Origin of the sequence: Curtobacterium sp. TXMA1 (assembly GCF_020162095.1) — a bacterium.
Taxonomy (GTDB): Bacteria; Actinomycetota; Actinomycetes; order Actinomycetales; family Microbacteriaceae; genus Curtobacterium.
The window spans coordinates 2907593-2921256 of the sequence record NZ_CP083910.1 but is presented as its reverse complement, the minus strand read 5'-3'; the positions used below and the strand labels follow the sequence as shown (position 1 = coordinate 2921256).

Sequence of the window (13664 nt, the reverse complement as noted above, 5' to 3'; positions counted from 1 at the left end):
AGGGCCGGCCCGCGCGGTCACCCGGACGGCAGTGGCGCCCTCCGGACGGGTCCGCGATGATGACTGCGTGGCTGGACGCATCGGTGACCTCTTCCGAGACGAGCCGGACCAGTGGGGTGGTCGTGGCGATCCGTGGTTGTGGCGCGCGTTGCGCACGCGATTCGCGGACGTGCCGCTCCCGAGTATCCAGGGAGAGCTCGAGGCGTTGTTGCGGAGGGCCTTCGCCGCGGAGGTCGGGCACGCGGTGTCGGACCTCGTCGGGGTCGGTGTGTACGTCGAGCGGTTCGCCCACGGTGGGATGTCGTCCGGGTACGTCTCGCTGACGTGGTGGTCGACGACGGGCATCCCGTTGCTGCTGTGTCGAGCGGCCCTCCCCGGCGCGCTGTTCTCGATCCGGAGGACATCGGAGCAGGACTGGCTATCGGTCCGGGAGATCAGACTCGAGAACGCGGAGGAGAACCCCGTGTCGTACGGGGCAGATCTGCGGACGACGCTCGCGATGACCGAGGACGACTGGCGAACCCGGGCGCGACGCGGTACCGGGAGCGACACCACCAACGTGGTGGCCGTGGCGGACGACGGTCCTTGGCTCGGGATCATGGCAGCGCAGTTGTGTGGTGATGGCGCTCCGCAGGCGCTGCTCACCGGAGTCTTCGTCCGTGCCGCGGCCCGGGGGAGGACGCACGGCGTCGCAGATGCACTCCTGGCGGAGGTCCTCGCGTGGGCGGTGCTCCACGCCCCGTCGATCCACCTCTGGGTCGACCGAGCACCGGCCGGCGCTCCTGCACGACGGTTCTACGCGCGTCACGGCTTCCGACCGACAGGACGGCGGCGCCCGGCAGCCGGATTCCCGGACGCGGAGATCGAGGAGATGACGGCCGCGCTCGAGCTTCCCGACCAGCCCTGAGCGCATGCCGCTGCGCTCGCCCCTCGGCACGGACCAGCGCCGGCTTCGAGCCTGCCCTCTGCGACACGCCCGGGATGCGGCTCTACTTGGCAGCGCGTTCACCTCCGCGTAAGGTTGTACCTCGTTGCCGCTGAGGCGGAGAACGGAACGGCCGAGACGGTCACCGGGTCGACGACCTGGAGATGCAGTCCGGACGGGGTCCCGCTCGGCAACCAACCACCGCGATGTCGAGCTGAACGGCTCGGCGTGTGGTGTCGAGAATCCAAGCCCCTCTGGCGGAGCTCCTTCTGGGAGTCGAGTGGGGGGTGCGTCTGGTCCTTGAGAACTCAACAGCGTGCACATTGTCAATGCCAATTATTTTGACCCCGTGCCTGGTCGGCTTGCTGACCGGGTCGGAGACAATTCCTTTTGGATTGAATTGATTGTCAGTAGACAGTCTTTACAGTCAGAATCAACTCGGCCTGCTGCTTCGGTGGTGGGTTGGTAATTTTTTACGGAGAGTTTGATCCTGGCTCAGGACGAACGCTGGCGGCGTGCTTAACACATGCAAGTCGAACGATGATGCCCAGCTTGCTGGGTGGATTAGTGGCGAACGGGTGAGTAACACGTGAGTAACCTGCCCCTGACTCTGGGATAAGCGTTGGAAACGACGTCTAATACTGGATACGACTGCCGGCCGCATGGTCTGGTGGTGGAAAGATTTTTTGGTTGGGGATGGACTCGCGGCCTATCAGCTTGTTGGTGAGGTAATGGCTCACCAAGGCGACGACGGGTAGCCGGCCTGAGAGGGTGACCGGCCACACTGGGACTGAGACACGGCCCAGACTCCTACGGGAGGCAGCAGTGGGGAATATTGCACAATGGGCGAAAGCCTGATGCAGCAACGCCGCGTGAGGGATGACGGCCTTCGGGTTGTAAACCTCTTTTAGTAGGGAAGAAGCGAAAGTGACGGTACCTGCAGAAAAAGCACCGGCTAACTACGTGCCAGCAGCCGCGGTAATACGTAGGGTGCAAGCGTTGTCCGGAATTATTGGGCGTAAAGAGCTCGTAGGCGGTTTGTCGCGTCTGCTGTGAAATCCCGAGGCTCAACCTCGGGCTTGCAGTGGGTACGGGCAGACTAGAGTGCGGTAGGGGAGATTGGAATTCCTGGTGTAGCGGTGGAATGCGCAGATATCAGGAGGAACACCGATGGCGAAGGCAGATCTCTGGGCCGTAACTGACGCTGAGGAGCGAAAGCGTGGGGAGCGAACAGGATTAGATACCCTGGTAGTCCACGCCGTAAACGTTGGGCGCTAGATGTAGGGACCTTTCCACGGTTTCTGTGTCGTAGCTAACGCATTAAGCGCCCCGCCTGGGGAGTACGGCCGCAAGGCTAAAACTCAAAGGAATTGACGGGGGCCCGCACAAGCGGCGGAGCATGCGGATTAATTCGATGCAACGCGAAGAACCTTACCAAGGCTTGACATACACCGGAAACGGCCAGAGATGGTCGCCCCCTTGTGGTCGGTGTACAGGTGGTGCATGGTTGTCGTCAGCTCGTGTCGTGAGATGTTGGGTTAAGTCCCGCAACGAGCGCAACCCTCGTTCTATGTTGCCAGCGCGTTATGGCGGGGACTCATAGGAGACTGCCGGGGTCAACTCGGAGGAAGGTGGGGATGACGTCAAATCATCATGCCCCTTATGTCTTGGGCTTCACGCATGCTACAATGGCCGGTACAAAGGGCTGCGATACCGTAAGGTGGAGCGAATCCCAAAAAGCCGGTCTCAGTTCGGATTGAGGTCTGCAACTCGACCTCATGAAGTCGGAGTCGCTAGTAATCGCAGATCAGCAACGCTGCGGTGAATACGTTCCCGGGCCTTGTACACACCGCCCGTCAAGTCATGAAAGTCGGTAACACCCGAAGCCGGTGGCCTAACCCTTGTGGAAGGAGCCGTCGAAGGTGGGATCGGTGATTAGGACTAAGTCGTAACAAGGTAGCCGTACCGGAAGGTGCGGCTGGATCACCTCCTTTCTAAGGAGCATCTGATCGGCCCTGCTTGCAGGTGTTCGGTTCAGGCGCCGATGCAACCCGAGTGTGGTTGCCGGTAGCTCATGGGTGGAACATTGACAGTGCAGTCGGAAGCGCAGCTTCCGGCCTGAGTACGCCAGCTTGCTGGTTGGAACGGGTCGGGGTGAGCGGGTCGGCTGGTGCACGTTGTTGGGTCCTGAGGGACCAGGCTTCCCGGTCGTGATGATCGGGGGTTGAGCCGGCGGACAGATGTTCGCTTGGTTCTTCGAGTGGGCTGCATGAAGCGAACTGGTTGGTTCGGGGAGTGTGGTGCCGATCGTATGTTGAGAACTACACAGTGGACGCGAGCATCTTAGATCGCTCGAGACGATGATCATCTCCTTTCGGGGGTGGTCGGGTGTCGAGTCGATCGCAATTTTAATCTTTGTGGTCAAGTTTCTAAGAGCAAACGGTGGATGCCTTGGCATCTGGAGCCGAAGAAGGACGTAGAAATCTGCGATAAGCCTCGGGGAGCTGATAATCGAGCTGTGAGCCGAGGATTTCCGAATGGGGAAACCCCGCCAGGCGACTTGTCGACCTGGTGACTCCCGCCTGAATATATAGGGCGGGTAGAGGGAACGTGGGGAAGTGAAACATCTCAGTACCCACAGGAAGAGAAAACAACATGTGATTCCGTGAGTAGTGGCGAGCGAAAGCGGATGAGGCTAAACCGATCATGTGTGATAGCCGGCGGGCGTTGCATGGTCGGGGTTGTGGGACACGTCGCTCAGTTCTGCCGGACTGGGGCGGTTACAGCGCATCATAGTCGAACCGGTTTGAAAGCCGGGCCGTAGTGGGTGCCAGCCCCGTAGACGAAATGGTGTTATGGCCGGATGTGTATCCCAAGTAGCACGGGGCCCGAGAAATCCCGTGTGAATCTGTCAGGACCACCTGATAAGCCTAAATACTCCCAGATGACCGATAGCGGACAAGTACCGTGAGGGAAAGGTGAAAAGTACCCCGGGAGGGGAGTGAAATAGTACCTGAAACCGTTTGCTTACAAACCGTCGGAGCCTCCTTGTAGGGGTGACGGCGTGCCTTTGAAGAATGAGCCTGCGAGTTAGTGATATGTGGCGAGGTTAACCCGTGTGGGGCAGCCGTAGCGAAAGCGAGTCTGAATAGGGCGGTTCAGTCGCATGTCCTAGACCCGAAGCGAAGTGATCTATCCATGGCCAGGTTGAAGCGACGGTAAGACGTCGTGGAGGACCGAACCCACTTCAGTTGAAAATGGAGGGGATGAGCTGTGGATAGGGGTGAAAGGCCAATCAAACTTCGTGATAGCTGGTTCTCTCCGAAATGCATTTAGGTGCAGCGTTGCGTGTTTCTCGCCGGAGGTAGAGCTACTGGATGGCCGATGGGCCTCAACAGGTTACTGACGTCAGCCAAACTCCGAATGCCGGTGAGTGAGAGCGCAGCAGTGAGACGGTGGGGGATAAGCTTCATCGTCGAGAGGGAAACAACCCAGACTACCAACTAAGGCCCCTAAGCGTGTGCTAAGTGGGAAAGGATGTGGAGTTGCACAGACAACCAGGAGGTTGGCTTAGAAGCAGCCACCCTTGAAAGAGTGCGTAATAGCTCACTGGTCAAGTGATTCCGCGCCGACAATGTAACGGGGCTCAAGCACACCGCCGAAGTTGTAGATTTCGCACACAGACAAGCCTTCGTGGTTCAGTCGTGCGGAGTGGTAGGAGAGCGTCGTGTGGCGAGTGAAGCGGCGGAGTAATCCAGCCGTGGACGCCACACGAGTGAGAATGCAGGCATGAGTAGCGAAAGACGGGTGAGAAACCCGTCCTCCGAAAGACCAAGGGTTCCAGGGCCAGGTTAATCCGCCCTGGGTAAGTCGGGACCTAAGGCGAGGCCGACAGGCGTAGTCGATGGACAACGGGTTGATATTCCCGTACCGGCGAACAACCGCCCAAGCTAATCCAGTGGTGCTAAGAGTCCTAACCCGGATTACCGGATCCCTTCGGGGTGATGGTGTCCGGTCTAACGCTCGACCCCATGCTGGTGCGGCTAGCGTATGAACAGGTGTGACGCAGGAAGGTAGCTGAGCCAGGCGATGGTATCCGTAAGGTGAACCTGGTGTAAGGATGTAGGGCTGACGATAGGCAAATCCGTCGTCTGCATGCCTGAGATCCGACGCGTACCCGTCAAGGGGAAATCAGTGATCCTATGCTGCCGAGAAAAGCATCGACGCGAGGTTGCAGCCGCCCGTACCCGAAACCGACTCAGGTGGTCAGGTAGAGAATACCAAGGAGATCGAGAGAATCGTGGTTAAGGAACTCGGCAAAATGCCCCCGTAACTTCGGGAGAAGGGGGGCCGGACACGTGATACGACTTCTCGTTGTTGAGCGTTGAAGGCCGCAGAGACCAGTGGGAAGCGACTGTTTACTAAAAACACAGGTCCGTGCGAAGTCGCAAGACGATGTATACGGACTGACGCCTGCCCGGTGCTGGAAGGTTAAGAGGAAGGGTTAGCCCTTGCGGCGAAGCTCTGAATTTAAGCCCCAGTAAACGGCGGTGGTAACTATAACCATCCTAAGGTAGCGAAATTCCTTGTCGGGTAAGTTCCGACCTGCACGAATGGCGTAACGACTTCCCAGCTGTCTCAACCGCGAACTCGGCGAAATTGCACTACGAGTAAAGATGCTCGTTACGCGCAGCAGGACGGAAAGACCCCGTGACCTTTACTACAGTTTGGTATTGGTGTTCGGAGTGGCTTGTGTAGGATAGGTGGGAGACTGTGAAGCGGGCACGCTAGTGTTCGTGGAGTCATTGTTGAAATACCACTCTGGTCACTTTGGATGTCTAACGTAGGACCCTGATCGGGTTCATGGACAGTGCCTGATGGGTAGTTTAACTGGGGCGGTTGCCTCCCAAAGAGTAACGGAGGCGCCCAAAGGTTCCCTCAACCTGGTTGGCAATCAGGTGGCGAGTGTAAGTGCACAAGGGAGCTTGACTGTGAGACTGACAGGTCGAGCAGGGACGAAAGTCGGGACTAGTGATCCGGCAGTGGCTTGTGGAAGCGCTGTCGCTCAACGGATAAAAGGTACCTCGGGGATAACAGGCTGATCTTGCCCAAGAGTCCATATCGACGGCATGGTTTGGCACCTCGATGTCGGCTCGTCGCATCCTGGGGCTGGAGTAGGTCCCAAGGGTTGGGCTGTTCGCCCATTAAAGCGGTACGCGAGCTGGGTTTAGAACGTCGTGAGACAGTTCGGTCCCTATCCGCTGCGCGCGTTGGAAATTTGAGAAGATCTATCCCTAGTACGAGAGGACCGGGATGGACGAACCTCTGGTGTGTCAGTTGTTCTGCCAAGGGCACCGCTGATTAGCTACGTTCGGACCGGATAACCGCTGAAAGCATCTAAGCGGGAAGCCGTCTTCGAGATGAGATTTCCATGCACCTTGAGTGTGAGAGGCTCCCAGCAGACTACTGGGTTGATAGGCCGGATGTGGAAGCGGGGACTAACGACCCGTGGAGCTGACCGGTACTAATAAGCCGAAGACTTGACAACACAACTATTACCTCCACCGGTTTACGGTGGGGGGCTCGCGTCCACTTTGTGGTTCCCGACAGACGATCGGGAATCAAACTGAATACTTCAGCAATGCTCTGAAGGAACAATGGTTTGATCCAGGATCTGGGTCGACAGTGTTCCGGTGGTCATAGCGAGAGGGAAACGCCCGGTCACATTCCGAACCCGGAAGCTAAGCCTCTCAGCGCCGATGGTACTGCAAGGGGGACCTTGTGGGAGAGTAGGACGCCGCCGGACTCAACGTAAGTGATGTGGCCATCGGCCCTCCATCGAGAACTCGTAGGGGAGACCCTCGTTCTCGCGGAGGCCGGTGGCCACATCTGTTTCCGCCCTCGGTCGCTCGACTCGCGGTCCGGTTCGTGATGGACTGGACCCGCAGCGAGCACGGACGACCGTGCGGCACCCACACAACGACACAGCGGACGACAGCCCGGCGCTCTTCGGCGCGGGCACGCGATGAGGAGCAACGGTGGCGAACGACGACGAGCAGCAGCGCAACGACCGGGATCGCGGAGCGCGGCGTGAAGGCGGCCGCTGGTCGTCCGGGCCTCGTGACTTCGAGCGTCGCGAGGGTGATCGTGCGCGACGTGACAGCGACCGAGGCGGCCGTGACGTCGGGCCGGTCGGTCGTGACGACCGTCGGTCCTTCCGTGACGGTGACCGGTCGTTCGCCGACGGTGGCCGCCGCCCGGCCCGCCAGGGCGACCGCGACGGTGCCGGGCGTCCGCCGCGAGGCGACGGTCCTCGTGGCGGCGACCGTCCGTTCCGCGGTGGTGACGACCGTCGTCCGCAGCGTGAGGGCGGCGAGCGTCGTCCGCAGCGTGAGGGCGGCGAGCGTCGTCCCTCCCGTGACGGCGACGATCGCCGTCCCTCCCGTGACAGTGGCGAGCGTCGTCCGTTCCGTGGGGGTGAGGACCGTCGTCCGCAGCGTGGTGGGGACGCGCGTCGTCCGTTCCGCGATGGTGACGACCGTCGTCCGCAGCGTGATGGTGACGAGCGTCGTCCGTACCGTGGGGGCGATGACCGTCGGCCGCAGCGCGACGGTGACGTGCGCCGTCCCTACCGTGATCGCGGTGAGCGCGCTCCGTTTCGCGGGGGCGATGACCGTCGTCCGCAGCGTGATGGTGACGAGCGTCGTCCGTACCGTGGGAGCGATGACCGTCGGCCGCAGCGCGACGGTGACGAGCGCCGTCCCCACCGCGATCGTGCTGAGCGCGCTCCGTTCCGCGGTGGCGACGATCGTCGTCCGCAGCGTGAGGGCGGCGACCGTCGTCCGCAGCGCGACGGTGACGAGCGCCGTCCGTTCCGTGGAGGTGACGACCGTCGGCCGCAGCGCGACGGCGACCGTCGGTCGTTCGGCCGTGGTGACGACCGCCCCCGCCGCGACGACCGCGGTGACCGCCCTCGCTTCGGTGACGGCTCCCGGCACGCCGGTGCCCGCTTCGGCGAGGCCGCGCGGGACGACTGGGAGGACCGGGACCCGTACGGCACCCGTTCCGTCCGCCCGCGCCACGACGACCCCGAGATCGACGAGAGCGTCTCGGCGCGCGACCTCGACCCGGCCGCTCGCGCGGAGCTCAAGACGCTCAGCAAGGACAACGCGGACTGGGTCGCGAAGCACCTCGTCATGGCGGCGCTGCTCGTCGACGAGGACCCGGAGACGGCGAACCTCCACGCCCTGAGCGCCGCCCGGCGTGCCGGCCGTGTCGCCGTCGTCCGTGAGACTGCGGCGATCACCGCGTACCGCACGGGCGACTTCGCCACCGCGCTCCGTGAGCTCCGTACCTACCGTCGGATCTCCGGGAAGAACGACCAGCTGCCGATGATGGTGGACTGCGAGCGGGGCCTCGGTCGGCCCGAGCGTGCACTCGAGCTCGGACGGTCGATCGATCGCGCCGCACTGGACACGGCGGTGCAGGTCGAACTGGCGATCGCGATGTCGGGCGCCCGGCTCGACCTGGGCAACCCGACGGCTGCCCTCGGCGAGCTCGAGATCCCGCAGCTCGACCCGAGCACGGCATACAGCTGGTCGCCGGCCCTCTACAGTGCTTACGCGGCCACGCTCGAGGAGCTCGGCCGTCAGGACGAGGCCGACGAGTGGTGGGCGCGGGTCGACCGGGCCGCCGCCGCCCTGGCTGAGATCGCCGACGAGAACGCATGGGAGACTGTCGATGTGGTCGAGGAAGAAGTCGAAGGACACGACGAGCACGACGCCGTCGTCGGTGACGAGCCCGTCGCCGGGGACGAGCACGGAGCCGGAGCGCTCGACGACACCGACCAGCTCGGCGACGACGTCGACCCCGACGACGACCTCGGCGAGATCGACGACGACAACCCCCGCGACGTCGACGGCTCCGCAGCCGACTGACGTCCCGAGGCCGCCGACGGACGGGGTGGACGTCGTCCTCACCGACCTCGACGGCGTCGTGTACCGCGGGCGGAACGCGATCCCGCACGCGGTCGAGGCCCTGACCCGCGCGTCGCTGACGGCGCGGGTCGGGTACATCACGAACAACGCCTCGCGCCGGCCGTCCGACGTGGCCGAGCACCTGCAGGGCTACGGGCTCGAAGTCTCGGCCGACGACGTCGTGACCTCGTCGCAGGCGGGTGTCCGACTGCTCGAGACGCTCGTGCCGGCCGGGTCCACCGTGCTGGTGACGGGCGGTGTCGGGCTGACGAGCATCGTCGAGCAGGCGGGCTTCACCGTGACGACGAGCGCCGACGACGCGCCGGCAGCGGTCATCCAGGGGTTCTCACCGGACCTCGGGTGGACGCACCTCGCCGAGGCGTCGTTCGCCCTCGCCGACCCGCAGGTGCCGTGGGTCGCGACGAACATGGACTGGTCGATCCCGGTCGAGCGGGGCATCGCGCCCGGCAACGGCACGCTCGTGTCCGCCGTGCACCAGGCCGTCGGTCGGATGCCGGTCGTCGCGGGCAAGCCGGAACGGCCGATCTTCGACGCCGCGATCGCCCGGTTCGGCGGTGAGCACCCGCTGTTCATCGGCGACCGTCTCGACACGGACATCAAGGGCGCGAACGACGCGGGCATCCCCAGCGTGCTCGTGCTGACGGGCATCGACCAGGCGAAGCAGGTGCTCGCGGCCGACCAGCGCTCGCGTCCGACCTACGTGCTGCAGGACCTGCGCGGGCTGTCCGCGCCCTACCCGGTGACGGTGCGGCGGCAGGACCCGGACGGCACCCGGTACGTCACCGTCGGTGACGCCACCGTCGCGATGCACGGGCACGTCGTGCGGGTGCTCGACGCCGGCACCCCGATCGACCTGCTCCGTGCGGGCGCGGCGCTCATCTGGGAGTCGGGGCTGGCGATCTACGGCCTCGACGTCGACCCGAAGCTGTACGGCGGCGAGTAGCGTGACCGACGTGCACGACCCGCAGCCCGAGCAGCAGCGCCAGAGCGAGCACCGACAGAGCGACCAGCAGCGCCAGAGCGAGCACCGACAGAGCGAGCAGCAGCGCCAGAGCGAGCACCAGCAGCCCGAGCAACCGCAGCAACCCGACGACTTCGCAGCTCGCACCGCCGCTGCCGAGGCCCTGCCCCTGCCCGAGCGCGCCGACGCCTTCGCCACCCTGCACGACGACCTGCGCACCCGGCTCGAGAGCGGTCAGCCACCGCAGGGGCACAGCTCCGGCCCCGCATCCGCCGCCGCGCAGGTGTGGGGGGAGCGGACGAGGCGACGGCGGTACGGGTGCCTGAGCACGACGACCGCCGACCGGTCCGGCTGGACGCACTGCTCGCCACCCGCGGACTCGTGCGCTCACGGACCGCGGCGGCGAAACTGGTCCAGGCCGGGCGGGTGACCGTCGACGGGTCGGCCGTCGTGAAGCCCTCGGCGCCGGTCGCCCCGGACGCCGAACTCGTCGTGGACACCGAGGACGAGTGGGTGTCCCGTGCGGCGCGGAAGCTCGTCCGCGCGCTCGAGGTCTTCGGCGTCGACCCGGGCGGGCGCGTGGTGCTCGACGTGGGGGCCAGCACCGGCGGGTTCACCCAGGTGCTGCTCCACCACGGCGCTGCCCGCGTGGTCGCCCTCGACGTCGGGCACGGCCAGCTCGACCCGGTGATCGCGATCGACGAACGCGTCCGTGTGGTCGAGGGCTGCAACGCCCGCGACCTCACCGCCGACGACTACGCGGCACTCGACCACGAGGCACCCCGCACGACCCTGGTGGTCGGCGACCTGTCCTTCATCTCCCTGCGCATCGTGCTGCCCGTGCTGGCCGAGGCCGTGCCCGCCGACGAGTTCGTGCTGCTCGTGAAGCCGCAGTTCGAGGTCGGCCGCGGCGGTGTGCGCGAGGGCATCGTGCGCGATCCCGGGCTGCGGAACGACGCGCTGATGAACGTGCTCTGGTCGGCGTGGGACGCCGGCCTCGGAACGGTCGGACTCGCCGCGTCGCCGATCGTAGGCACGCACGGCAACCGCGAGTACCTCGCGCACTTCCAGCGTCGTGTCGGGGGTGATCCGGCAGGATGGGGGAACCCGACAGCGTGGATCGATCGGGCCACCGAACTCACCGAAGGGGCTGCATGAGCGACGACGACCGGCACATCCTGCTCGTCTCCCACACGGGCCGACAGGACTCCATCGACGCCGCCGTCGAGGTCTGCGACCTGCTCCACGCCGCGGGGCTCACCCCGGTGATGCCGTTCGACGAGTACGCCGACGTCCGGCGGGCCGAGGCCTCGGTCGGCCAGGTCGACATCCTGGGTGTCGACGTGCAGGCCGACCAGCTCGAGATCGTCATCGTCCTCGGCGGCGACGGCACGATCCTCCGGGCGGCCGAGTTGGCGCGCGGGACGGGTGCGCCGATCGTCGGCGTGAACCTGGGGCACGTCGGGTTCCTCGCCGAGAGCGAGCGCGACGGGCTGCGCGCCACGGTCGAACGCGCCCTGACCGGCGACTACAAGGTCGAGGAGCGCGTGACGCTGCAGGTCGACGTGGTCGTCGGGCACGAGGTCGTCTACTCGTCGTGGGCGTTGAACGAGGCGACGATCGAGAAGGCCTCGCGTGAGCGCATGCTCGAGGTCGTGACCGAGGTCGACGGTCGTCCGCTGTCGTCCTTCGGCTGCGACGGCGTCGTCGTCGCGACCCCGACGGGGTCCACCGCCTACTCGTTCTCGGGCGGCGGCCCGATCGTCTGGCCGGACGTCGACGCCCTGCTGATGGTGCCGCTCAGCGCGCACGCCCTGTTCGCCCGACCGATCGTCGTCGGTCCCGACTGCACGCTGGCGATCGAAGTCCTGCGGCGGACGAGCGGCGTCGGGGTCCTCTGGTGTGACGGACGTCGCACGCACGACCTGCCGCCGGGCGCCCGGGTCGAGGTCCGTCGTTCACCCGACCCGGTCCGGGTCGCACGGCTGAAGGACGCACCGTTCACCGACCGGCTGGTCGCGAAGTTCCAGCTGCCCGTCGCCGGGTGGCGCGGCCCGGCGACCGAGGACGACGCATGATCGAGGAGATCGTCATCTCCGACCTCGGCGTCATCGGCGAGACCACGCTCGAGCTCGGGCCCGGCTTCACCGTCGTCACCGGGGAGACCGGTGCGGGCAAGACCATGATCGTGACGGCGCTCGGGCTCCTGCTCGGTGCGCGCGCGGACGCCGGCTCGGTGCGCCGCGGTGCCTCGAGCGCGGTGGTCGAGGGACGCTGGCACGTGCCGGACCACGCCGCCGTCGCGGAGCGTGTCGAGGACGCCGGCGGCACGGTCGAGGACGGCGAGCTCATCCTCACCCGCACGGTCTCCGCCGAGGGCCGTAGCCGTGCGACCGTCGGCGGACGCAGCGCCCCGGTCGCGGTACTCGGTGAACTCGCCGACCAGCTGGTGACGGTGCACGGACAGTCGGACCAGATCCGCCTGACGTCGGCGTCGGCCCAGCGCGCAGCCCTCGACGGCTTCGGTGGCCGGACCGTCCAGCGTGCGCTGGATGCCTACGTCGCCGCCTACGACACCTGGCAGGCCCACGCCGGCGAGCTGGAGGCGCTCGTGCGCGACCGCGACGACCGCGTCGCCGAGGCCGATCGGATCCGTGCTGCGTCGGACGAGATCGAGTCGGTCGACCCGCAACCCGGCGAGGACGTCGAGCTCGCGGAGCGCGCCGAACGCCTCGGCAACCTCGAGGAGCTCCGCCTGGCGGCCGGCACCGCCCACGAGGCCCTGTCGAGCGAGTCGCTCGACGGCGTCGCCGACGTGGTCGGCCTGGTCGAGGCAGCGCGCCGCGCCGTCGAGCGCGTCGCCGGCTCGGACCCGGCCCTGCAGCCCGTGCTCGAGCAACTGACCGAACTCGGGATCCAGGCGTCGGACGCCTCCGCCGGGCTGTCCAGCTACCTCGACTCGTTGGAGCCGGACGCCGGCCACGACCTCGAGCTCGTCAACGAGCGCCGGGCGCTCCTGGCGAACCTGACCCGCAAGTACGGCGAGACCGTCGACGACGTCATCGCGTACGGCCAGCGGGCGAGCGATCGGCTCCTCGAGCTCGACGGCGACGACGACCGCATCGTGGCGCTGCAGCAGGCCGTCGAACAGGACGAGCAGGCCCTCGAGCAGACGGCCGCCACGCTCACGGCGGCCCGGACGAAGGCGGCCGGCGACCTGGCGAAGCGGGTCACCGCGGAGCTGCGGACGCTGGCGATGGCCGGAGCGACGCTCGTCGTCGAGGTCACCGACGGCGGCGAGTACCGCCGGCACGGCCGCGACCAGGTGGCCATCCTGCTCCAGCCGCACTCCGGTACCGACCCGCGCCCGATCGGCAAGGGCGCGTCCGGCGGCGAGCTGTCCCGCGTCATGCTCGCGATCGAGGTCGTCATGGCCGGCAGCACGACCGTGCCGACCTTCGTCTTCGACGAGGTGGACGCCGGTGTCGGCGGTGCCGCGGCGATCGAGATCGGTCGGCGGCTCGCGAAGCTCGCCGAGCGCACGCAGGTCGTCGTCGTCACGCACCTCGCACAGGTCGCCGCGTTCGCGAACAACCACCTCAACGTGGTCAAGGACGCCAGTGGCGCCGTGACCTCGTCGAGCGTCCGGCGGCTCGAGGGCGAGGAACGACTGCAGGAGATGGCTCGTCTGCTCTCCGGCCTGGGGGACAGCGCGAGCGGCATCGAGCACGCGCGCGAGCTCCTCGACGTCGCCGGCCAGCGCGCCTAGCCGACCGCTCGA

The 13664-nt window shown here is 65.7% G+C and carries 7 protein-coding genes and 3 rRNA genes; all 10 read left to right on the top strand.

Annotated features, from left to right (window positions below; genetic code table 11):
• Nucleotides 1-67: 67 nt before the first annotated feature.
• The 10 genes from LCG91_RS13780 (at nt 68) to recN (ending at nt 13652) form a co-directional block, all read left to right on the top strand.
• Entirely contained in the window at nt 68-907 is an 840-nt protein-coding gene (locus LCG91_RS13780; RefSeq protein WP_224441744.1) for a GNAT family N-acetyltransferase, read from the top strand.
• A 490-nt stretch (nt 908-1397) separates the two neighbouring features.
• Nucleotides 1398-2919: ribosomal RNA gene (locus tag LCG91_RS13775) — 16S ribosomal RNA — on the top strand.
• Nucleotides 2920-3344: 425 nt separating this feature from the next.
• Nucleotides 3345-6473, top strand: a 23S ribosomal RNA gene (locus LCG91_RS13770).
• Between the two features lie 141 nt (nt 6474-6614).
• Nucleotides 6615-6731: ribosomal RNA gene (rrf, locus tag LCG91_RS13765) — 5S ribosomal RNA — on the top strand.
• Together the 16S, 23S and 5S rRNA genes form the textbook arrangement of a ribosomal RNA operon.
• Nucleotides 6732-7542: 811 nt before the next feature.
• The gene (locus LCG91_RS13760) at nt 7543-8862 is read left to right on the top strand and encodes a hypothetical protein (RefSeq protein ID WP_224441743.1); all 1320 of its coding nucleotides are present in this window, start codon (nt 7543-7545) and stop codon (nt 8860-8862) included.
• Nucleotides 8863-8887: 25 nt separating this feature from the next.
• Nucleotides 8888-9865: an HAD-IIA family hydrolase gene (locus LCG91_RS13755; RefSeq protein WP_058727696.1), complete on the top strand. Its 978-nt coding sequence runs from the start codon at nt 8888-8890 to the stop codon at nt 9863-9865.
• A 10-nt stretch (nt 9866-9875) separates the two neighbouring features.
• Entirely contained in the window at nt 9876-10313 is a 438-nt protein-coding gene (locus tag LCG91_RS13750) for a hypothetical protein (RefSeq protein WP_224441742.1), read from the top strand.
• Nucleotides 10202-11041 (top strand): TlyA family RNA methyltransferase, encoded by an 840-nt coding sequence (locus LCG91_RS13745; protein WP_224441741.1) that lies wholly within the window; start codon nt 10202-10204, stop codon nt 11039-11041. Before LCG91_RS13750 ends, LCG91_RS13745 begins: the two co-directional genes overlap by 112 nt.
• Nucleotides 11038-11961, top strand: a complete 924-nt coding sequence (locus tag LCG91_RS13740) for an NAD kinase (RefSeq protein WP_058727699.1) — start codon at nt 11038-11040, stop codon at nt 11959-11961. The genes LCG91_RS13745 and LCG91_RS13740 overlap by 4 nt, the downstream gene beginning before the upstream one ends.
• A complete protein-coding gene (gene recN, locus LCG91_RS13735; RefSeq protein ID WP_224441740.1) occupies nt 11958-13652 on the top strand; it encodes a DNA repair protein RecN in 1695 nt (564 codons plus the stop codon). The genes LCG91_RS13740 and recN overlap by 4 nt, the downstream gene beginning before the upstream one ends.
• Nucleotides 13653-13664: the final 12 nt, after the last annotated feature.

Coding starts and splice junctions, on each gene's coding strand:
- recN (WP_224441740.1), top strand. CDS start 11,958: ATGATCGAGGAGATCGTCATCTCCGACCTCGGCGTCATCGGCGAGACC.
- LCG91_RS13740 (WP_058727699.1), top strand. CDS start 11,038: ATGAGCGACGACGACCGGCACATCCTGCTCGTCTCCCACACGGGCCGA.